The sequence below is a fragment of the Micrococcus sp. KRD077 genome, from assembly GCF_017168505.1.
GTDB classification, from domain to species: domain Bacteria; phylum Actinomycetota; class Actinomycetes; order Actinomycetales; family Micrococcaceae; genus Micrococcus; species Micrococcus luteus.
In genome coordinates this window covers 190,109-210,873 of sequence record NZ_JABFAZ010000009.1, presented here as the reverse complement: position 1 = coordinate 210,873, position 20,765 = coordinate 190,109, and the positions used below count along the sequence as shown (strand labels likewise).

Below are 20,765 nucleotides of genomic sequence, written 5' to 3'. Positions count from 1 at the left end.
GTCTTCGGGGGCGACGGCGACGGGGCGGGGCATGGTGCCAGGGTAAGGCAGGCGGACCATACGATGGGCAGGCACCCGACCGCCCCGACCGGAAGGCCCTCGTGTCCACGTTCTACTGGTCCGCCAAGACGTTCGCCGTGGCTCCGGCCACCCGCCTGCTGTTCCGCCCCTGGGTGAAGGGCCTCGGGAACGTGCCGGCCGAGGGCCCGGCGATCCTGGCCAGCAACCACCTGTCCGTCTCGGACTCGGTGTTCATGCCGGCCATGCTCGACCGCCAGGTGCACTTCCTGGCCAAGCACGAGTACTTCACCGGCCCGGGCGTGAAGGGCTGGGTCACCCGCCGGTTCTTCGAGGCGGCGAACCAGCTGCCCATGGACCGCTCCGGCGGAGAGGCGTCCCTGCGCTCGCTGGACGCGGGCCTCGAGGCGCTGCGGGAGGGCCGGCTGCTCGGGATCTACCCGGAGGGCACCCGCAGCCCGGACGGGCGGCTGCACCGCGGCAAGATCGGCGTGGCCAAGCTCGCGCTGGCCTCGGGCGCGCCCGTGGTGCCCATCGCGATGATCGGCACGGACCGGGTGCAGCCGATCGGCCATGTGCTGCCGCGGATCCGGCGCCTGGGCATGATCTTCGGCGAGCCGCTGGACTTCTCCGACCGTGCCGAGGCCGTCGGCGACCCCCGGGTGCTGCGGGAGGTGACGGACGAGATCATGGAGGCCATCCGGCGCCTGTCGGGCCAGGAGTACGTGGACACCTACGCGGCGGACGTGAAGGCGGGCCGTACGGCCGCTCCGCCACGCGCCCGCGACTGAGCGGGGCCCGCGCGTCGTCATCCGGGGACGCTCAGACCGGGGCGCGGCACGCGGCCCCTAGCCTGGTGCACATGACTGAAGACCCCCGCGAGAAGATCCTGGCCTTCGGCACCGCCATCTCGGAGGGCGCCGCCGACATCCCCGGCCTGGACCACTGGCGCTCGCTGCCGATCGCGCAGGCGCCGTCCTGGGCGGACGAGGCCGATCACCGCGCCGCCGTCGCCGAGCTGAGCGCCCTGCCCCCGCTCGTCTTCGCGGGCGAGGTCGACCTGCTGCGCGCCCGTCTGGCCGACGTCGCCCAGGGCCGCGCGTTCCTCCTGCAGGGCGGCGACTGCGCCGAGACGTTCGCCGGGTCCACCGCCAACCGGATCAGCGCCCGGGTGAAGACCATCCTGCAGATGGCCGCGGTGCTGACCTACGGCGCCTCCATGCCGGTCGTGAAGATGGGCCGGATCGCCGGCCAGTTCGCCAAGCCGCGGTCCTCGGACACGGAGACCCGCGACGGCGTCACGCTGCCCAGCTTCCGCGGCGAGATCGTGAACGGCTACGAGTTCACCGAGCAGGCACGCCGGCACGACGCCCGACGGATGGTGCAGGCGTACCACACCTCCGCCTCCACCCTGAACCTGGTCCGCGCCTTCACCCAGGGCGGCTTCGCCGATCTGCGCAGCGTGCACCAGTGGAACCAGGGCTTCATGGCCAACCCGGCCTACGCCCAGTACGAGGAGATGGCCGCCGAGATCGACCGCGCGGTCCGCTTCATGAACGCCGCGGGCGTGGACTTCGAGGCCATGCGCCGCACCGAGTTCTACTCGGCCCACGAGGCGCTCCTGCTCGACTACGAACGTGCCCTGACCCGCGTGGACTCACGCAGCGGCGACCCCTACGCCACGAGCGCCCACTTCCTGTGGATCGGCGAGCGCACCCGCCAGGTGGACGGCGCCCACGTCGACTTCCTCTCCCGGGTCCGCAACCCGATCGGCGTGAAGCTCGGCCCGACCACCACGGTCGCGGACGCGCTCGAGCTCGCCGAGCGGCTGGACCCGGAGCGCGAGCCGGGCCGCCTGACCTTCATCACCCGCATGGGTGCGGAGCGGATCCGGGACGTGCTGCCCGGCATCGTCGAGGGCGTCCGCGACGCGGGGCTGGAGCCGGTGTGGGTCACCGACCCCATGCACGGCAACACCGTGACCGCGGCCAACGGCTACAAGACCCGCCGGTTCGAGGACGTGATGGACGAGGTCAGCGGCTTCTTCGAGGTGCACCGCGAGCTCGGCACGCACCCGGGCGGCATGCACGTCGAGCTGACCGGCGACGACGTCGCCGAGTGCCTGGGCGGCTCCGACCCGATCAACGAGGCCGACTTCGACGCCCGCTACGAGACGCTGTGCGACCCGCGGCTGAACCACCAGCAGTCCCTGGAGATGGCGTTCAAGGTCACCGAGGCCCTCTCGCACCCCGAGCGCCGCGCGCCGCGGGCCTGACCGCGCGGCCGGGCACGCCCCGGCTCAGCCGACCCAGACGTGGACCGCGGTGCCCTCCGGCAGCGCGGTCCCGGCGGCGGGGGACTGGTGCAGGACCCGGGACTCGCCCCGGGCGGAGAGCGGCAGCGGCAGGCGATGCACGCGGGCGTCCCAGCCCTCGTCCGCCAGCGTCGTGTGCGCCGTCTCCGGATCCTGCCCGGTCATGTCCGGCACCGGGCGCACGGCGCGGCCCTCGGAGAGCACCACGCGGACCGCGGTGCCCGGCGTCGCCTGCTCGCCGGGGGCCGGGTGCTGCTCGATCACGGCCCCGGCCGGCACTGCGGGATCGGTGCGGCGCTCCGCGACCTCCACGGTGAATCGGGCGTCCCGGGCCACGCCGTGGGCCTGCCGGATCACGACGCCGGTCAGGTCGGGCACCGGCACCGGCGCGGGGCCGGCGGAGACGGTGAGCTCGACGGGGGCGCCGCGCCCCGCCGGCTCCCCGGCCGCGGGTGAGCTGGCGACGACCGTGCCCTCCGTGCGGAGTTCGTCATGCCGGGCCGTGACCGCCGCGGTGAAGCCCGCGGCGGTCAGCCGTTCCTCCGCCGCCTCCCGGGCCAGCCCGTCGAGGTCGGGGACCACCGCCACACCACCGACTCCGAGGCCGCCGGAGCCCAGCGTCCAGCCCAGCAGCAGGGCGACGCCGGTGAGCAGCAGGGTCACGGCCGCGCCGATCGCCGCGGCCCGGCCGGTGCCCTGGCCGAGGTCGAGGGCGGGGCGGCGGGCCGCCCGACGCAGCCGCCGCCGGGAGCCGCGCCCCGGATGCCGGTCCGCCGGAGCGGGGTCGAGCCCGAGCGGGCCGATCGGCTCCGCCGGGCGCGCGGCGGGCCGCGGGTCGCCCCCGTGCGTCGCCACACGGGTGTCGATGACGTCGGTCATGTCCTCGTCGAGGTCGGACTCGGCCAGGGCGGGGAGCACGCGCGTCGCGTGGTGGTCGCCGGCGTCGAGGGCCCGGGTCTCCAGGTTCCCGTCCGGGGCTGCGTCCTCGGGGCCATCGGCGGCGGGGGCGCCCACCGCCGGCTCCGCATCCGGGCCCTCGGCGGGGTGGCGGTCCGGTTCGTCGGGGTCCAGGCCCGCCGCCACGGCGTCGATGCGGTGCAGGAGCTCGCCGGCACCGGCGGGCCGGTCGGCCGGGTCCGGCTCGGTGCACCACAGCACGAGGTCGTCGAGATCCTCGGGGAGCCCGGGGTGCAGCGTGGACGGCACGGGGACCCGCTCGTGGACATGCCGGTAGGCGACCTGCAACGCGGTCGCCGCGGTGTACGGCTGGCGGCCCGTGAGCAGCTCGAACAGGATGATGCCCACGGCGTACACGTCGGAGCGGGCGTCGGCGGGCGCCCCGGCGATGTGCTCGGGGGCGAGGTAGGCGGGCGTGCCCACGACGGCCTGCCCGGCCAGGGTGTGGGCCGTGGCGGCACGGGACAGGCCGAAGTCCGCGACCGTCACCCGCCCGTCGTCGCGGACGAGCACGTTCTCGGGCTTCACGTCCCGGTGCACCAGCCCGGCGCGGTGCGCGGCGGCCAGGCCGTCGACGAGCGGACGCAGGAACCGCAGCGCCTCCCGGGGTGAGAGCGGGGCACGGTCCCGGATGACGGTGCGCAGCGTGCGGCCGGGCACGTGCTCCATCACGAGGTAGGCCAGCACGTCGCCGTCCTCGGCCTCGGTGTGGCCCTGGTCCAGGACCGCGACGACGTGCGGATGGGACAGCCGCGCCGCCGTCTTGGCCTCCTGCTCGAACCGGCCGACGAGGACGGGGTCCTCCGCCAGGTGCGGGTGCATGACCTTGAGCGCCACCTCGCGGTCGAGACGCTCGTCCACGGCCAGGTAGACGGTGGACATGCCGCCCCGGGCCAGCCGCTCGACGACCCGGTAGCGGCCGTCGACGATGTCCCCCACGAGGGGGTCCCGGCGTGCGCTGCTCATCGTCCCAGGGTAGGACAGGCGGCGGACCCCCTCGGGGCGGTCCGCCGCCGGCGGATCAGAACATCGCCATCGCGGCACGCACCTTGGCCACGTAGTCCCGTGCCTCCGGGTTCAGGCCGCTGTCCAGCACTCCGCCGAGGCCCTGGTAGTAGGCCCCGATGCCCTCATCGAGCGTGGGGGTGCGGTCCTGCACGTACTTGATGAACGCGACGCCGGCCACCGCGTTGTCGTAGGGGTCCAACAGGTTCAGCTCGCGGCCCACCAGCGCCGAGGCGAACTCGCCCGTGATCGGGATGACCTGCATCGTCCCCACGGCGTTGGCGGGGGAGACCGAGGCCATGCGGAAGCGGGACTCGGTGTACGCATGGCCCAGGGCCAGGCGGGGGTCCACGCCCATCCGCTCGGCGGTCTCGCGGACGATCTGCTGCATCTGTTCGGGGGTGGGCTGCGGGACGGAGCGCAGCAGGCGCAGGTTCTCGTTCGCCGAGGCCGTCACGTGCGGCGCGTAGGTGCGCCCGAGGACGGTGTCGCCGACCGCCTGGACGCCGGAGACCGGCTCCACCTCGAGGGTGCCGTCGGAGATCACGAGCACGTCGCCGGGATGCAGCGTCGAGGCCCGCGTCAGGCCGTTGAGCTCGCGCAGACGGGGGATGGAGACCTCGAACCGCTGGGAGATCCCCCAGAGGGAGTCGCCGGAGACCACGGTGTACCGGACCGTCCCGCCGGCCGCCGCCGGGGCCGTCGACGCCGGCGCGGAGGCCGGGGTCGTGGCCGGGGTGGTCGACGTGGGGGCCTTCGGCGCGGGGCCCGTGCGCTGCGTGGTGAGGACCATGCCCGGGTGGAGCATGCTCGACGCGCTCATGCCGTTGAAGCGCTGCAGCTGCTCGGCGGAGACGCCGGTGCGGCGGGCGATGATCCACCACCCGTCGTTCGGCTGCACCGTGTAGGTCCCGGCGGCCGGGGCCGGGGCCGCCGCGCCGGTCAAGCGGAGCTCGTCACCCGGGTAGAGCACGGTCTCCAGGCCCAGGCCGTTGAACCGCAGCAGGTCGGCGACGGAGACGCCGCGGGCGGCCGAGATCCGGGTGAGGGTGTCGCCCGGGCGCACGGTGTGCACCGCCGCCTCCTGGGCGTGGGCCTGGGCGGGCAGACCGGTGAGCAGCAGCAGGGGCACCGCACCGCCGGTCAGGGCGGAGCGCAGTCGGCGGGAGCGGACGGGGGTGTGGGACACGGCAGACCTCGGCATCGGATCGGACGGATGGAACACGACGGGGAAGTGACGGGTGGGACCCGTGGCCCCCCGCGGTCGACCGACGACGTCGGCGCCCGACCGTGGAGCCTCGGCGATGTTATCGGAATGTGATCTTCGTGACCATACTGAGATCCATGCCGTCCGGGGCGCGGTGGGCCGGGCCCGTCGGCGGCCACGTAGGCTGGCGCCCGTGAGCACCACTTCCTCCGACACCCCGGTCCCCGCTGACGCGATCCCCGCCGAGCTCGACGCCCTCGTGGGCGAGTGGCTCTCCGTGCCCGACGTGGCGGAGCACCTCGACCAGCGCGTGACCCGCGTCCACAACCTCGTGCATGATCGCCGCCTGCTGGCCGTGCGACGCCCCGAACCCGCGGTGCGGTCCGTGCCGGCCCTGTTCCTCACCGAGACCGGCGTGCTCGACTCCCTGCAGGGCACGCTCGTGCTGCTGGCCGACGCCGGCTTCTCCGACGAGGAGGCCCTCCGTTGGCTGTTCACCGAGGACGAGTCGTTGCCCGGCCGGCCCATCGACGCACTCCGGGACGGCCGGAAGACCGAGATCCGGCGTCGCGCCCAGGCCCTGGCCTGGTGAGCCGGCCCCGCGGGCGGCCTTAGCCCGCGGGGTCCGTGCCGCTCAGTGGCGGCGCGACGTGTAGGCGTCGATCAGCTGCGTGAGCTCGGCGCTGACGTCCTCGGGGACGCCGTGCGCGAGCAGGCCCGCCACGGCCCCGGCCGCCTCGTGCGAGAGCGCCGCGACCCGCTCCTCGACGGCCCGGCGCGCGCCGCACGCCTCGAGGACGCCCTGCCAGTGGGCCACCCGGTCCGCACCGAGGTCCGGGTCGCCGAGGTCCGCGTCGAGTGCAGCGGCCTCGTCCGGGGCGAGCAGCTCGACGGCGCGGGCGATGAGCACCGTCTGCTTCCCCTCCCGCAGGTCGTCGCCCGCGGGCTTGCCCGTGGTCGCCGGATCGCCGAACACGCCGAGCAGGTCGTCCCGGTACTGGAAGGCCATGCCGAACGGCAGCGACACCCGGGCGAACGCGGTCACCAGCCCGTCGTCCGCCCCCGCCAGCAGCCCACCGAGGGCCAGAGGGTGCACGGCCGAATAGCGCGCCGACTTGTGCTCCACGACCGCCTCGGCGGCCGCCTCGGCCTCGCGGGCACCGCGCGCCGCCGGGGCCATCTCGGCCACCACGTCGAGGTACTGACCCGCCATCACCCCGAAGCGCATCCGCTCGAGCTCGGCCCGCGCCCGGTCCTCCCGGGGGGTGCCGGCGAGGACACGCGCGAAGGCCGTCTCGCTCATCCCCAGGGCGACGTCGCCGGCGAGGATCGCGGCGGAGACGCCGAAGTGCTCCGCGGCGTGGCGCCAGCCCGCCTCCCGGTGGAGGGACTCGAAGCGGCGGTGCACGCTGGGCATCCCGCGGCGGGTGTCCGAGCGGTCCAGGATGTCGTCGTGGATCAGCGCCGCGGCCTGGAACAGCTCGAACGCCGCGCCCGCCTCGGCGATGCGGGGGTCCTCCGCCTCGCCACCGGCCGCCCGCCAGCCGAGCCAGGCCAGGACGGCGCGCAGGCGCTTGCCGCCCGCGGTCAGGTCCGCGATCGCGTCCACGAGGGGCGCCGTCAGCGGGTGGACGTCCCGGGCGAGGTCCCGGTGCTCCGCCAGCAGGCGGTCGAGGGCGTCGGCGACGGCGGCGCGGAAGCGGTCCTGGTCGGCGGGACGGGGGCGGGGGACGGCGACGTCGGCGGGCATGGCCCCACCCTAGCCGCGCCGCGCGACGGATCGCCGGTCCCGGATAGGCTCGGTCCATGTCCGAGACCGCGCCCGCTGCACCCCGCGAGGAGGCGACGATCCTGCACGTGGACATGGACGCGTTCTTCCTGTCCGTCGAGCTGCGCGAACGGCCCGACCTCGAGGGGCGTCCCGCCGCCGTCGCCGCCCCGAGCGGCCGGTCCGTGGTGCTCTCCGCCTCGTACGCGGCGCGGGCCTACGGGGTCCGCTCGGCGATGCCCCTGGCGCACGCCCGCGCCCTGTGCCCGCCCCTCGTGGTCATCCCGCCGCGCCAGCAGCTCTACCGGGCCGTCTCCGTCGAGGTGATGGCCGTGCTCGCGGACGTGACCCCCGTGATGGAGCAGCTCAGCGTGGACGAGGCGTTCCTCGACGTCGCCGGCGCCCGCCGCCGGCTCGGCCCGCCCGAGCACATCGGCCACCTGATCCGGGAGCGCGTCCGCTCCGCGCTGGGGCTGCCGTGCACCGTGGGCGGCTCGGCCGTGAAGTTCGTGGCCAAGACGGCGTCCACCGCGGCCAAGCCAGACGGCCTGCTGATCGTGCCGCCGGAGCGCACCCTGGACTTCCTCCATCCGCTGCCCGTGGGCCGGCTGTGGGGCGTGGGCCCCAAGGCGGCCGAGCGGCTCGCCCGGCGGGGGGTGGCGACCATCGGCGACCTCGCCCGGGTGGACCCCGCGCGGCTGGAGGCGTCGTTCGGGGCCGCCGGCCGGGAGTGGGCGTCGCTCGCCCGGGGCATCGACCCGCGCCCCGTCGCCCCGCGCCCGGCGGCCCGCAGCATCGGCGCGGACCACACCTTCGACGTCGACCCCGTCGACGTCGCGGGCGTCGACCGGGAGGTCCTGCGCCTGTGTCACCGGGTCGCGGCCCGGCTGCGCGCGGAGGGGGTCACCGCCGGCGCGGTCACGGTCCGCCTCAAGGCGCCGGACGGGTCGGTCCGCAGCCGCACCGCCCGCCTCGCCCGGCCGACCGCCACGGGCCACGACCTCCTCGGCCCGGCGCGGCGGCTCGTCCGCGAGCTGCACGCCGAACGGCCGCATCCGATCCGGCTCGTGGGCGTGCGCGCCGAGCGCCTCGGGGGCGAGGCCGATCAGCCCCCGGCCCAGGAGGCGCTCTTCGGCGGTCCCGCCTGGGGGACGGAGGGCGAGGCGTCGGAGGCGGGCGACTGGGCCGGTGCCGAGGCCGCCCTGGACGCCGTCGCCCGGCGCTTCCCGACGGCGGCCGTGCGGCCGGCGTCGCTGCTGGGTCGCCGCGAGGCCCGCGCCGACGCCCGCCGGGACGCGCCGCGGCCGGGCCCCGGAGGCCCGGACCGGGAGTGAGGGGTTCCGGGGCCGGCGACGTCGCCACCTGGCTAGGGTGGGGCGGCAGGTCCTATCCTGGAGGGCAAGTCGGACGCGCGGGCGTCCCCTCCCGGTCCCGGAGGTGTCGGAGGCCGCGTTCGAAGGAGTCGCCATGCCCCTCTCAGAGCATGAGCAGCGGATGCTGGACCAGCTGGAGCAGCAGCTGCGCACCGAGGACCCCCGGCTGGCCACCCAGATGGCGGACACGGGGCGGCATCGGCTGCCCGTGGGTCGCGTCGTGGCCGGGGCCGTCCTCGCAGTGGTCGGGCTGCTCGTCGTGGTCCTCGGGGTCGCCAACCACGCGATCCTCCTGGGCGTGCTCGGCGTCGTCGTCATCGGGGCCGGCATCTTCCTGCTGACCACGCGGCCGCGCGCTGTCGCCTCCGGGGCCTCGGGCCCGGAGGCCCGCCGGTCGGGCGCACCGCGACGGCAGGGAGGCGGCGACTTCATGGGCCGCCTCGAGCGGCGCTGGGACGAGCGGCGCGCCGGAGGCGACTGAGCGCCTGGCCCGCCGGGCCCCCACTATCCTCCACTCCAGGCCCCGATCCGCTCCGGATCGGGGCCTTTCCGCTGCCCGAGGCTCCGTCATCGCCGAGGCCCTCCACCGGGGCCCACCGGTCCTCCACGTCCCTCCACGGCGACGCCGGCCCCGGGACCCGCGGGATGGCGCGCCGGACTCGGGGGGCCTCGACACGCCCGTGGCGCCGGGACCCGCGTCCGGGGTTGATGGTGGAGGGAAGTGGGGTAATGTGGAGGGAAGGAGAGAGCATGGGTCCCGACCTTGGTCGGGAGGGACCGCTCGACGAGCCAGGGGGTCTGCCGTGTTCTTGGGCACGTACACCCCCCGGCTCGACGAGAAGTCCCGGCTGATCCTCCCCGCCAAGTTCCGCGAGGAGCTGGCGGAGGGGCTGGTCCTGACCCGGGGTCAGGAGCGCTGCATCTACGTGTTCAGCGCTCGTGAGTTCGAGCGGGTCCACGAGCAGATGAGGTCGGCTCCACTGTCCTCCCGCCAGGCCCGTGACTACATCCGCGTCTTCCTCTCGGGGGCGTCGGACGAGGTCCCGGACAAGCAGGGTCGGGTGACCGTGCCGGCGCCGCTGCGACAGTACGCGGGGCTGGACCGGGACGTGACCGTGATCGGCGCGGGGACGCGAGTGGAGATCTGGGACTCGGAGTCCTGGAACACCTACCTCGCCGAGCAGGAAGCCGCCTTCTCCGAGACCGACGAGGACGTCCTGCCCGGCGTCTTCTGACCATGACCACCCGACCTCGAGCGAGACCTCCAGCCGACGCCGCCGCACCTGACCCGTCTTCCCCTGGGCCAGGCGCGGCGGCGGACGGATGGGGATCCCGCCCGAGGTCCGCCAGGACCGCGATGTGAGCAGGAGGTCGAGAGTGGACGCAGGCCAGCCGCGCCCCGAGGACCGCCACCTGCCCGTGATGCGGGACCGCGTCGTCGACCTCCTCGCCCCCGCCGTCCAGGCCGCGCTCGAGGCCGGCCGTACGCCCGTCGCCGTCGACGGCACGCTGGGCATGGGCGGGCACACCGAGGCCCTGCTGACCCGGTTCCCCCACCTGCGCGTCATCGGCATCGACCGCGACGTCCACGCCCAGGCCATGGCCGTCGAGCGCCTCGGCCCCCTCGCCGAGCGCCTGATCCCCTTCCACGGCACCTACGACCGGGTGCCCGAGGCCATGGCCGCCGCGGGCGTCACGAAGGTCGACGCCGCGCTCTACGACCTCGGTGTGTCCTCCTACCAGCTGGACGACCGGGAGCGCGGCTTCGCCTACTCCTACGACGCTCCGCTGGACATGCGCATGGACGACACCGCCGAGCGCTCCGCCGCGACGCTCGTGGCGGAGCTGGACGAGCAGGAGCTGCGCCGCATCATCCGTCGCGACGGCGAGGAGCGCTTCGCCGGCCCCATCGCACGGGCCATCGTCCGGGCCCGCGACGAGGCCCCCATCGAGACCACCGGCCGCCTCGTCGAGGTGATCCGCTCGGCCGTCCCCGTCGCCGCGGGGGCAACCGGCGGGCACCCGGCCAAGCGCACCTTCCAGGCCCTGCGCATCGCCGTGAACGAGGAGCTCGACATCCTCGACGCCGCCGTGCCCGCCATCCTCGACGCCCTCCACGTGGGCGGGCGCCTCGTGGTGATGAGCTACCACTCCCTCGAAGACCGCATCACGAAGCGGCACCTGAGCGCGTGGGCCACGTCCACGGCGCCCCCGGGGTTCCCAGTGGTGCTGGAGGAGCACGAACCCGTGGTGCGGGTGCTCACCCGCGGCACCGAGAAGCCCACCGAAGAAGAAATCTCCGAGAACCGTCGCGCCTCCTCCGCGAGAGTGCGTGCGGTTGAGAAGATCAGGACGTCCAGGACCACGGCATGACGCTGCACGAGGAGATGAGCATGGCCGCACACGCACGGATCGCAGAGTCGCTGCGCCCCGGGTCGACCCCCGTCGCCCCTGCGCGGCCGACTCCGCAGGAGCGCACGCCGCTCTCGGTGGTGCCCGCCCCGCTGCCCCGATCCCGCTCCGGGGTGACCGTGCTGTGCGTCCTCGTGGTGCTCGCCGCGCTCGCGGCGGTGCTCGTCATGAACATCACGATGTCCAACCGGCAGTACGCCCTCCTGGACCTGCGCCAGGAGCAGCAGGCCGTCACCGAGACCAATGAGCGGCTGGCCGAACAGGTGGGCCACCTCGAGGCGCCGCAGAACCTGGCCGCGCGCGCCGACGCCCTCGGGATGGTCGCCCCCGCCGGCACCGCCTCCGTGGACGCGGGCACGGGCCAGTTCAGCGGCGAGGCCCAGGCGGCCCAGGACGGCGACATCTCCGCCACCTACGTCGCGCCGCCGGCGGACGCGGACGCGGTCCGCCAGGGGACGGCCGGCGACGGCCAGGACGAGATCGAGGGACCGCGCACCCTCGGCGGCGAGGACGCCTCCGCCGCCCCCGACCAGGACGCCGCCGACCGTTGATCGACCGTCCCGCCTCGCACCTTCCCCGCGGCGGATCGACGGTCGGGCCCGCTCCCGGGCACCCCGCCGTGCGCACCCGCATCCTTCTCCTGCTCGTCTTCGTCCTGCTCGGCGGGCTCGCACTGCGGCTCGTCTACGTGCAGGGCATCGACCCCACGGGGCAGGCCGCGGCGGCCATGGACCAGCGCCTGACACACCAGGAGACCCTGCCGCAGCGCGGGTCCATCCTGGACCGCGACGGCGACGTGCTGGCCGCCAGCGTGCGCCGCTACGACATCGTCGTGGACCAGCGCCTCGTCAAGGACTTCAACGAATGGGACCGCGAGGCCCGGGAGACCGTGCTGGTGGACGTGGACTCCCGCCTGGCCAGCCTGGCCGAGGTGCTCGGCATGTCGGAGGAGGAGGTGCGCGAGGCCACCATCGGCTCCCGCCCGTACGCCGTGGTGCGTCGCTCCGTGACCCCGGAGGTGCGGGATGCGGCCATGGCCCTCAACGTGCCGGGCCTGCTCTCCGAGGCGGTGGACCGCCGCACCTACCCGAACGGGTCGGTCGCCGGCAGCATCATCGGCTTCATGGGTGGCGACGGCACCGCCCTCGAGGGCCTCGAGCTCAGCCAGGACGACGTCATGACCGGCACCCCGGGCACCCGCACGTTCGAGGTGGGCGCAGACGGCATCCGCATCCCCAACGCCCCGCTCGAGGAGGTTCCGGCCGTGGACGGCGCCGACCTGCGCCTGACCGTGGACAAGGACGCCCAGTGGTTCGCGCAGGAGACCCTCGGCGCCCTCGCCGCCGAGTACGAGGCGGAGTGGGCGAACGCCGTCGTGATGGACGTGAAGACGGGCGACGTGATCGTCATGGCGGACTCCACCACGGTGGACCCCGCCGACCCCGACGCCACCGAGGGGAACTTCCGCACCTCCACCGTGATGAGCACGCCGTACGAGCCGGGCTCCACGGGCAAGGCGCTGCCGATCGCGGCCGCCGTCGACGCCGGGAAGGTCACCGCCACGGACGGCTTCACCGTCCCCGGCAGCCAGGACTTCGACGGGCAGACCATCCGGGACTTCTCCCCGCACCCGACGTTCGACATGACCGTGGCAGGCATCTACGCGCGCTCCTACAACACGGGCACGGTGCAGATCGCCGAGAAGATCACGGACGAGCAGCGCTACGAGTACATGCGCTCCTTCGGGGTCGGCCAGCCCATCGACCTCGGCCTGCCGCAGCAGGCGGGCAGCGTCCTCGTCCCGCCCGAACAGTGGGACGGCCGCCAGCGCCTGACCACGGCCTTCGGCCAGGGCTACACCCAGACCACCCTGCACACCGCCCAGATGTACCAGGCCCTCGCCAACGGCGGCGTGCTGATCCCGGCCCGGCTGATCGACGCCACGGTGGACGGCGACGGCGCGGAGAAGCGCTGGGAGTCGTCCGCGGAGCCCCACCGCGTGGTCTCCGAGGAGACGGCGGCGCAGATGCTCCGCATGATGGAGACCGTCGTGACGCAGGGCACCAGCAAGGCCGCCGCGATCCCCGGGTATCGCGTGGGCGGCAAGTCCTCCACCGCCGAGGCCGCGAGCGACACCGGCACGTACGACGGCTACAACCTCGGCTTCACCGCCGTCGCCCCGCTCGACGACCCCCGCTTCGTGGTGTCCGTGTCCATGCATCGGCCGCCGTCGAAGCAGGGCTCCCGAGACGTGTCCGTCGCGGCCGCCACGATCATGGAGTACATGCTCCGCCAGGCGGACGTGCCCGCCACCGGAGCCGAGCCGAACGACTACCGCGTCTTCGTGGACGATCCGCAGGACCGGCCGTGGTGACCCACGCCTCCGGCCCCGAGCACCCCAGGAGCACCCCCATGACCACTCCGAGCGACCCCCCTGCGCCGCTGACCCCGGCCCAGCAGCTCCCACACCCCCGCCGCGGCCTGGCCCGCCCTCGCACAGGCGCTGGCCGAGGCGGGGATCGCGGCCCACGTCCACGGCGCGGCCCCGGCCGACGGCGTCACGGGGGTCAGCCTCGACTCGCGTGTCGTGCGCCCGGGCGACCTCTACGTCGCCGTTCCGGGGGCGCGCGCCCACGGCGCGGCGTTCGCGGCCACGGCACTGGAGGCCGGCGCCGTCGGCGTCCTGACGGACGCGGCGGGCCGCGCGCTCCTGGCGGAGCAGGGCCTGGCCGACGTCCCGGTGCTCGAGGTCGACGCCGTGCGCACCGCCGCCGGCACCGTGGCGGCCCGCGTCTACGGCGGCGGGGGCGACACCGGCCCGCGCCTGCTCGGCGTGACCGGCACCAACGGCAAGACCACCACGAGCTTCCTCGCCGCCGCCCTGCTCGAGGCCCTGGGGCGCCGGTCGGGCATCGTGGGCACGATCCTGATCCGCGCGGGGGAGCGGGAGGTCCCCTCCACGCTCACCACGCCCGAGGCCACCCAGCTGCACGCCCTCATGGCGCTCATGCGCGAGGAGGAGGTGGACACCGCCGTCATGGAGGTCTCCTCCCACGCCGTGGCGTACCAGCGGATCGCCGGCCTGCGCTACGCGGTGGCCGGGTTCACCAACCTGACCCAGGACCACCTGGACATGCACGGCTCGATGCAGGAGTACTTCGCGGCCAAGGCCGGTCTGTTCGACCCCGCTCGCACCGACCACGCCGTCATCACGCTCGACGGCGGCGAGGGGCCCCGCTGGGGCGTCGCCATGGCCCGGGCCGCCGGCGCTCCCGTCACCACGCTCGCCCTCGGGCCGGCCGCGCCGACGCCGGGCGCCCTGGCCGAACACGACCCCGGCCTCCGGGCGGACTGGGAGGTCGCCGAGCTCGCGCCGGACGGCCTCGGCCACCGCTTCACGCTGCGCCACGCGGCCACGGGCCGGGAGCTGCGGGCCTCCGTCGGTCTGCCGGGCCGCTTCAACGTGGCCAACGCGGCCCTCGCGGTTCTGCTCGTGCTGCACGCCGTGGGGGAGGAGCACCTGGACGCGCTCGCCGCGGTCCTGGACGTGCCCGCGGGGGAGGGCCCTCTGGCTGCCGCCGTCCCGGGGCGGATGGAGGTCGTGGGCCGCGAGCCGGACGCCGTCGTCGACTTCGCGCACAACCCGGACGGCATGGTCCAGGCGCTGCGCTCCCTCGCCGACGCCCGGGCGGCGGCCGGGACGCGCGGCCGCACCCTGATCGTGTTCGGCTCCGCCGGCGACCGTGACCGTGACAAGCGGCCCGTGATGGGCGCGATCGCGGCCCGGGCGGCGGATGTGCTGATCGTCACCGACGACACCCCCCACTCGGAGGACCCGGCCCCGATCCGCGCCCACATCCTCGCCGGCGCCCGCGCCGAGGCCGACCGCATCGCGCGGGAGGAGGGCCGCACGGTCGTGATCGAGGAGGTGGCCGACCGTGCCACGGCCATCCGCCGCGCCGTGGAGCTGGCGGGGCCGCAGGACGGCATCCTCCTGGCCGGCCGCGGGCACGAGACCACGATGGACTACGACGGCGAGCTCGTCCCGCTGGACGACCGGGTGGCCCTGCGCGAGGCCCTGGCCGCCCGTGTCGCGGCGGCCTCCGCCTCGGGCTCCGGCCCCGCCCGCGAGGGTAAGGTCATCGAGTCATGATCGCTCTCACCGCAGCCCAGATCGCCGAGGCCGTGTCCGGCACGCTCTCGGCCACCCTCGACCCCGCCACCGTGCTGGTGCACGTCACCCCCGACTCGCGGGAGGTCACCGCCGAGGGCACGCTCTACGTGGCGAAGCCGGGGGAGCGCGCCGACGGCCACGACTTCATCGACGCCGCGCTGGGTGCCGGCGCCGCCGCCGTGCTCGCCGAGCGCGCCACGCACGCCCCCGACGGCGCCGCGCACCCGGCGATCATCGTCGAGGACGCCGTGCTCGCGATGGGCGCGCTCGCCCGGGAGGTCGTGCGCCGCATCCGGGGGCACTCCCCGACCACCGTCATCGGCATCACCGGCTCGGCCGGCAAGACCACCACCAAGGACCTGCTCGCCGCCCTGATGGCCACCCAGGGCCCCACCGTCGCACCGGTCGGCTCGTACAACGGCGAGGTCGGCGTGCCGCTCACGGTGTTCCGGGCGGAGCTGGACACGCGCTTCCTCGTGGTCGAGATGGGCGCGGACCACGTCGGCAACATCGCGTACCTCTGCGACATCGTGCGCCCGGACATCGGCGTCGTGCTCATGGTGGGCACCGCCCATGCGGGCAGTTTCGGCGGCGTGGCGAACATCGCGCGCACCAAGGGCGAGCTCGTGGAGGCCCTCGGCCCCGACGGCGTCGCCGTCCTCAACCTCGACGACGAGCGTGTCGCCGGCATGGCGGCACGGACCGCCGCCCCGATCACCTGGTTCACCGCGGACGAGCGGGGCGTCGCCCGCGCGGCCGAGGACGTGGCCGCCGGCCGCGCGTCGGGACTCGTCGCCGCACGGGACGTGCGAGCCGACGACCAGGAGCGCCCCGTCTTCGACCTGCAGGTCGGGACGGATGAGGCCGCCGTGCGGCATCCGGTGGCCTCCGGACTGACCGGCCTGCACCACGTGCACAACGTGCTGGCCGCCGCCGCGGCCGCCCACGCCGCCGGCATGGACCCGGCCGAGATCGCCCGTGGTCTCGACGGGCTCGGGCCCGCCAGCCGCTTCCGGATGGAGCGCACCGACCGCGCGGACGGCGTCACGATCATCAATGACGCGTACAACGCCAACCCCGAGTCCATGCGCGCCGCGCTGCGGACGCTGGCCACCCTCGGCCGCTCCAGCGGCCGCCGCACCTGGGCCGTCCTGGGGGAGATGCTCGAGCTCGGCGATGCCCGCGTCCGTGAGCACACCCTCGTGGGCGAGTCCGTGGTGCGCCTGAACATCGCCCAGCTGCTGGTGGTGGGCGCCGGAGCCCGGCCGCTCTACATCGGCGCCCTCAACGAGGGCAGCTGGGGCGAGGAGGCGCACTTCGTCGACGACGCCGCGCAGGCCGAGGCGTTCCTCGCCGAGCACCTGCGCCCCGGCGACCTCGTCCTCGTCAAGTCCTCCAACGGCGTCGGGCTCGCGGCCCTCGGCGAGCGCCTCGCCACGGCCGACGCCGTCGCCGCCCCCTCCGCCTCCCCGAAGGAGTCCCGACCGTGATCGGACTGCTCATCGGCGGCGTGCTCGGCCTGGTCCTCTCGGCCGTCGGCACCCCGCTGTTCATCAGGTTCCTCGTCAAGCGCGGATACGGCCAGTTCGTCCGCGACGACGGCCCGACCACCCACAAGACCAAGCGCGGCACGCCCACGATGGGCGGCGCGGTCATCATCGGCTCCATGGTGCTGGCGTACCTGATCACCCACGGGCTGCTCGCGGTGCTCGGCGTCGACTTCGGCGGGCCCACGGCCTCCGGCCTGATCCTGCTGCTGCTCACCGTGGGCATGGCCTTCGTCGGTTTCGTGGACGACTTCACGAAGATCACGAAGCAGCGCTCGCTCGGCCTGACGCCGCGCGGCAAGATCATCCTCCAGGCCCTGATCGGCACCGCCTTCGCCGTCCTCGCCCTGAACTTCCCGGACGAGCGGGGCCTGACCCCCGCCTCGACGGCGATCTCCTTCGCCCGGGACATCCCGTGGCTCGACCTGGCCTTCGCCGGACCCGCGATCGGCGTCATCCTGTTCGTGATCTGGTCGAACCTCATCACCACCGCCACCACGAACGCCGTGAACCTCACGGACGGCCTCGACGGGCTCGCCACGGGTGCCACCGCCATGATCACGGGCGCCTACGTTCTGATATCGCTCTTCCAGTCGAGCCAGTCCTGCGCGCTCGAGGGCACCCGCGGCTGCTACGAGGTCCGCGACCCCATGGACCTGGCCCTGCTCGCGGCGATCCTCACGGGCAGCCTGCTGGGCTTCCTCTGGTGGAACACCTCGCCGGCCAAGATCTTCATGGGGGACACCGGCTCCCTGGGCCTGGGCGGCGCCCTGGCCGGCTTCGCGATCTTCACGCGCACCGAGATCCTGGTGGCCGTGCTGGCCGGCCTCATGGTCGCGATCACGCTCTCCGTCATCATCCAGGTGGGCTGGTTCAAGGTCTCCGGCGGCAAGCGCGTGTTCCTGATGGCGCCGCTGCAGCACCACTTCGAGCTCAAGGGCTGGGCCGAGGTGACCGTCGTGGTCCGCTTCTGGCTGCTGTCCCTGATGTGCGTCACCGTGGGGCTCGCGATCTTCTACGGCGACTGGCTCATCCGCCAGGGCGGCCTCGCGGGGGTGACCCCGTGACCGGCCCCGCGTCCGACGCCGCGCTCGCACCGGTGCGCCGGCCTCGCGCCGACACCGCCCGCACCGCCGACCTCACGTCCTGGGACGCCCCGGGGTGGGCCGGCCTGCGCGTCGTCGTCACGGGCCTGGGCGTCACCGGCTTCTCCGTGGCCGACACCCTGGCCGAGCTGGGCGCCGCCGTCGTGGTGGTGGACGGCGATGACGGCCCCGAGAACCGGGCGCGTGCGGAGACCCTGCGGATCGTGGGGGTCCGCGAGGTCCTGCTCGACCGGGCGGCCACGCAGGTGCTGCCCGAAGTCGACGGCGCCGCCGCGGACCTCGTCGTGACCTCCCCGGGCTGGCGGCCGGACCAGCCGCTGCTGATGGCCGCCCATGCGGCGGGCCTGCCGATCTGGTCCGACGTCGAACTGGCCTGGCGGCTGCGCGAGCGCGCCGGCCGGAAGACCGCCGACTGGGTGTGCCTGACAGGCACGAACGGCAAGACGACGACCGTGACGATGGTCGAGGCCATCCTGCGGGCGGACGGCCGTCGGGCGGTGGCCTGCGGCAACGTCGGCACCCCCGTGCTCGACGCGATCCGCGACCCGGAGGGCTTCGACGTGCTCGCCCTCGAGCTCTCCAGCTTCCAGCTGCACTGGACGCACGGCCTGGCCCCGGCGTCATCGGCGGTGCTGAACCTGTCCGAGGACCACGTGGACTGGCACGGCTCGATGGAGGAGTACGCCGCCGCCAAGGGCAAGGTGTACGCGAACACGCGGGTGGCCTGCGTGTTCAACGAGCAGGACCCGCTGACCCGCACCCTCGTGGAGCGCGCGGACGTCCAGGAGGGCTGCCGCGCGATCGGCTTCACCACGGACACCCCGGGCCTGTCCGACATCGGCGTCGTGGACGGGATCCTCGTGGACCGTGCGTTCCTGGACAACCGGCGCCACGAGGCGATCGCCCTGGCCGAGCGCGCCGACCTGGGCCCGGTGGCGCCGCGCCACACCATGGCCAACGCGGCCGCCGCGGCGGCGCTGACCCGGGCCGTCGGGGTGAGCCCCGCGGCCGTGGCCGAGGGCCTGCGCTCCTACGACCGCGGGGAGCACCGCATCCAGCTCGTGGCCACCTCCCGCGACATCATGTGGGTCAACGACTCCAAGGCGACGAACCCGCACGCCGCAGACGCGTCGCTGGCGGCGTTCAGCTCCGTGGTGTGGCTGGCCGGCGGCCTGCCCAAGGGCGTGACCTATCACGAGCTGGTGGCCGCGCACGCCCACCGGCTCCGGGCGGTGGTGCTCCTGGGCAGGGACACCTCGGCCCTGCGCGCGGCCCTGGCCGCGCACGCCCCGGACGTCCCCGTCCACGCCCCCCTCGCCGCGGCCGACGGCACCGGCCCCGCCGACGGCGCGGCCGTGATGACCGAGGCGGTGCGCGTGGCCGACGGCCTGGCCCGCCCCGGCGACACCGTGCTCATGGCGCCCGCCGCGGCGTCGATGGACCAGTTCCGCTCCTACGCGGCCCGCGGCGACGCATTCATCGAGGCCGTCGCCGGGCTGATGCGCGAGCACGGCTGGGACGTGCACGACGACGCCGCCCCCGACACCGACTGACCCGCCGCCCACCCGACCGTCTCGCTTCCCCCGTGAGGAGGGCCATGTCCCCGATCGAGCTCCGCCCGGTCCGCCCCCGCGCGGACGACGACGCCCCCGAGCACCGGGAGCGTCTCCTGCACCGGATGTGGCGGGTCCTGGAGGGTCGCCGCGCCCTCGACCTGTCGGTCCTGCTCATCAGCGGCTGCACCGCCCTGCTCACCGTGCTGGGGCTCGTGATGGTGCTCTCCTCGTCCTCCGTCGAGGCGATCGGCACCGGCGGCGGCTCGTACGCCCTGTTCCTGCGCCAGAGCGCCTGGGCGGTGGCGGGCGTGGCGGCCCTGCTCGTGTTCTCGCGCCTGCCGGTGCGCGTCTTCAAGGCGCTCGCCTGGCCGGCGTTCGGCGTGGCCGTGATCCTGCTCGCGCTGGTCGCGTTCTCCCCGCTCGGCGTCACCGTGGGCGGCAATCGCAACTGGCTGGGCATCGGCGGGTTCCGGATGCAGCCCTCCGAGGCCGCCAAGCTCGCCCTGGCCCTGTGGGCGGCGGCGGTCCTGGAGCGCAAGCACCGCCTCGTCACCCAGGTGCGGCACGCGCTGATCCCGGTGCTGCCCGGCGGCCTGCTGCTGCTGATCCTGGTGATGGCGGGCAGCGACCTCGGGACCGCGATCATCCTCGCGATCGTGCTGGCCACGGTGCTGTACGTGGCCGGCACCCACTGGGGGGTCTTCCTCACCTTCCTGGCGCTGAGCATGCTGGGCATCCTGGCCCTGACCCTCCTCGCCCCGCACCGCATGGTCCGGGTGCAGGCCTGGATGGGGGACTGCTCCGACGCCACCGACCCCTGCTTCCAGCCGGCGCACGGGATGTACGCCCTGGCCTCGGGCGGCTGGTGGGGCGCGGGCCTCGGCCAGTCCCGCCAGAAGTGGAGCTACATCCCGGAGGCCGAGAACGACTTCATCTTCACCATCCTCGGCGAGGAGCTCGGGCTCGTGGGCACGCTGGTGGTGCTGCTGGCCTACCTCGGCCTGGCGATCGGCATCTACCGCGTCGCCGCCGGGACCACGTCCACGTTCATCCGCCTGTCCACGTGGGGGATCCTGGCCTGGCTGGTGGGCCAGGCGGCCGTCAACATCGCGATGGTCTCCGGGATCATCCCCGTGGTGGGCGTCCCCCTGCCCTTCATCTCCTATGGTGGTTCCGCGCTCACCCTGTCCTTGAGCGCGGTCGGCATCGTGCTGGCCTTCGCCCGTCACGAGCGCCGCCGTGCCGCGCAGCCGGACGCCCGCCCGCAGGCGGACGAGCCGGACACCTGTCTCTTATACCCATCTGACGCTGCCGACGATCTTACGCGT

General features: G+C 74.6%; 17 protein-coding genes. 14 read left to right on the top strand and 3 right to left on the bottom strand.

Going from position 1 to position 20,765, the window contains the following annotated elements:
• Positions 1-101: 101 nt before the first annotated feature.
• Positions 102-809: a lysophospholipid acyltransferase family protein gene (locus J1M39_RS03380; protein ID WP_036336720.1), complete on the top strand. Its 708-nt coding sequence runs from the start codon at positions 102-104 to the stop codon at positions 807-809.
• A 71-nt stretch (positions 810-880) separates the two neighbouring features.
• Positions 881-2,293, top strand: a complete 1,413-nt coding sequence (locus J1M39_RS03375; RefSeq protein ID WP_036316682.1) for a class II 3-deoxy-7-phosphoheptulonate synthase — start codon at positions 881-883, stop codon at positions 2,291-2,293.
• A gap of 24 nt (positions 2,294-2,317) precedes the next feature.
• Here J1M39_RS03375 and pknB read toward each other — a convergent pair whose 3' ends face one another.
• Both pknB and J1M39_RS03365 read right to left on the bottom strand, forming a co-directional pair.
• On the bottom strand, positions 2,318-4,255 hold the full coding sequence (pknB, locus tag J1M39_RS03370; protein WP_241253808.1) for a Stk1 family PASTA domain-containing Ser/Thr kinase: 1,938 nt from the start codon (positions 4,253-4,255) through the stop codon (positions 2,318-2,320).
• Positions 4,256-4,310: 55 nt separating this feature from the next.
• The gene (locus J1M39_RS03365) at positions 4,311-5,483 is read right to left on the bottom strand and encodes a LysM peptidoglycan-binding domain-containing protein (RefSeq protein ID WP_206496459.1); all 1,173 of its coding nucleotides are present in this window, start codon (positions 5,481-5,483) and stop codon (positions 4,311-4,313) included.
• Positions 5,484-5,694: 211 nt separating this feature from the next.
• On the opposite strand from J1M39_RS03365, the gene J1M39_RS03360 reads away from it, so the two are divergent.
• A complete protein-coding gene (locus J1M39_RS03360; protein ID WP_044659490.1) occupies positions 5,695-6,093 on the top strand; it encodes an Rv2175c family DNA-binding protein in 399 nt (132 codons plus the stop codon).
• 42 nt (positions 6,094-6,135) lie between these two features.
• Here J1M39_RS03360 and J1M39_RS03355 read toward each other — a convergent pair whose 3' ends face one another.
• The gene (locus tag J1M39_RS03355; RefSeq protein WP_206496458.1) at positions 6,136-7,251 is read right to left on the bottom strand and encodes a polyprenyl synthetase family protein; all 1,116 of its coding nucleotides are present in this window, start codon (positions 7,249-7,251) and stop codon (positions 6,136-6,138) included.
• Between the two features lie 56 nt (positions 7,252-7,307).
• On the opposite strand from J1M39_RS03355, the gene dinB reads away from it, so the two are divergent.
• From dinB to ftsW, 11 genes are all read left to right on the top strand, one after another.
• A complete protein-coding gene (gene dinB, locus J1M39_RS03350) occupies positions 7,308-8,603 on the top strand; it encodes a DNA polymerase IV (RefSeq protein WP_206496457.1) in 1,296 nt (431 codons plus the stop codon).
• Positions 8,604-8,736: 133 nt separating this feature from the next.
• Entirely contained in the window at positions 8,737-9,123 is a 387-nt protein-coding gene (locus J1M39_RS03345) for a DUF3040 domain-containing protein (protein WP_012750919.1), read from the top strand.
• A gap of 322 nt (positions 9,124-9,445) precedes the next feature.
• Positions 9,446-9,877 carry a division/cell wall cluster transcriptional repressor MraZ gene (mraZ, locus tag J1M39_RS03340; RefSeq protein WP_002854575.1) on the top strand — a complete coding sequence of 144 codons (432 nt, stop codon included), beginning with the start codon at positions 9,446-9,448 and terminating at the stop codon, positions 9,875-9,877.
• 142 nt (positions 9,878-10,019) lie between these two features.
• Positions 10,020-11,015, top strand: coding sequence for a 16S rRNA (cytosine(1402)-N(4))-methyltransferase RsmH (rsmH, locus tag J1M39_RS03335; protein WP_036314148.1), 996 nt, complete (start codon positions 10,020-10,022; stop codon positions 11,013-11,015).
• Positions 11,016-11,035: 20 nt separating this feature from the next.
• On the top strand, positions 11,036-11,605 hold the full coding sequence (locus tag J1M39_RS03330) for a hypothetical protein (RefSeq protein ID WP_230297511.1): 570 nt from the start codon (positions 11,036-11,038) through the stop codon (positions 11,603-11,605).
• Between the two features lie 68 nt (positions 11,606-11,673).
• Positions 11,674-13,428, top strand: a complete 1,755-nt coding sequence (locus J1M39_RS03325; protein WP_230594441.1) for a peptidoglycan D,D-transpeptidase FtsI family protein — start codon at positions 11,674-11,676, stop codon at positions 13,426-13,428.
• 213 nt (positions 13,429-13,641) lie between these two features.
• Entirely contained in the window at positions 13,642-15,207 is a 1,566-nt protein-coding gene (locus J1M39_RS03320; RefSeq protein WP_342356361.1) for a Mur ligase family protein, read from the top strand.
• Positions 15,204-16,718, top strand: a complete 1,515-nt coding sequence (locus J1M39_RS03315) for a UDP-N-acetylmuramoyl-tripeptide--D-alanyl-D-alanine ligase (protein ID WP_095347343.1) — start codon at positions 15,204-15,206, stop codon at positions 16,716-16,718. The genes J1M39_RS03320 and J1M39_RS03315 overlap by 4 nt, the downstream gene beginning before the upstream one ends.
• A complete protein-coding gene (mraY, locus tag J1M39_RS03310) occupies positions 16,715-17,842 on the top strand; it encodes a phospho-N-acetylmuramoyl-pentapeptide-transferase (RefSeq protein ID WP_095347344.1) in 1,128 nt (375 codons plus the stop codon). Before J1M39_RS03315 ends, mraY begins: the two co-directional genes overlap by 4 nt.
• Complete coding sequence (gene murD, locus J1M39_RS03305; protein WP_170748249.1) at positions 17,839-19,434, top strand: UDP-N-acetylmuramoyl-L-alanine--D-glutamate ligase; 1,596 nt, start codon at positions 17,839-17,841, stop codon at positions 19,432-19,434. The genes mraY and murD overlap by 4 nt, the downstream gene beginning before the upstream one ends.
• Before the next feature lie 44 nt (positions 19,435-19,478).
• Positions 19,479-20,765, top strand: a 1,287-nt coding sequence (gene ftsW, locus J1M39_RS03300) for a putative lipid II flippase FtsW (RefSeq protein WP_206496456.1), incomplete at its 3' end; no start/stop codon positions are given.

Coding starts and splice junctions, on each gene's coding strand:
- J1M39_RS03330 (WP_230297511.1), top strand. CDS start 11,036: ATGGCCGCACACGCACGGATCGCAGAGTCGCTGCGCCCCGGGTCGACC.
- J1M39_RS03355 (WP_206496458.1), bottom strand. CDS start 7,251: ATGCCCGCCGACGTCGCCGTCCCCCGCCCCCGTCCCGCCGACCAGGAC.
- J1M39_RS03345 (WP_012750919.1), top strand. CDS start 8,737: ATGCCCCTCTCAGAGCATGAGCAGCGGATGCTGGACCAGCTGGAGCAG.
- J1M39_RS03315 (WP_095347343.1), top strand. CDS start 15,204: ATGATCGCTCTCACCGCAGCCCAGATCGCCGAGGCCGTGTCCGGCACG.
- J1M39_RS03375 (WP_036316682.1), top strand. CDS start 881: ATGACTGAAGACCCCCGCGAGAAGATCCTGGCCTTCGGCACCGCCATC.
- dinB (WP_206496457.1), top strand. CDS start 7,308: ATGTCCGAGACCGCGCCCGCTGCACCCCGCGAGGAGGCGACGATCCTG.
- pknB (WP_241253808.1), bottom strand. CDS start 4,255: ATGAGCAGCGCACGCCGGGACCCCCTCGTGGGGGACATCGTCGACGGC.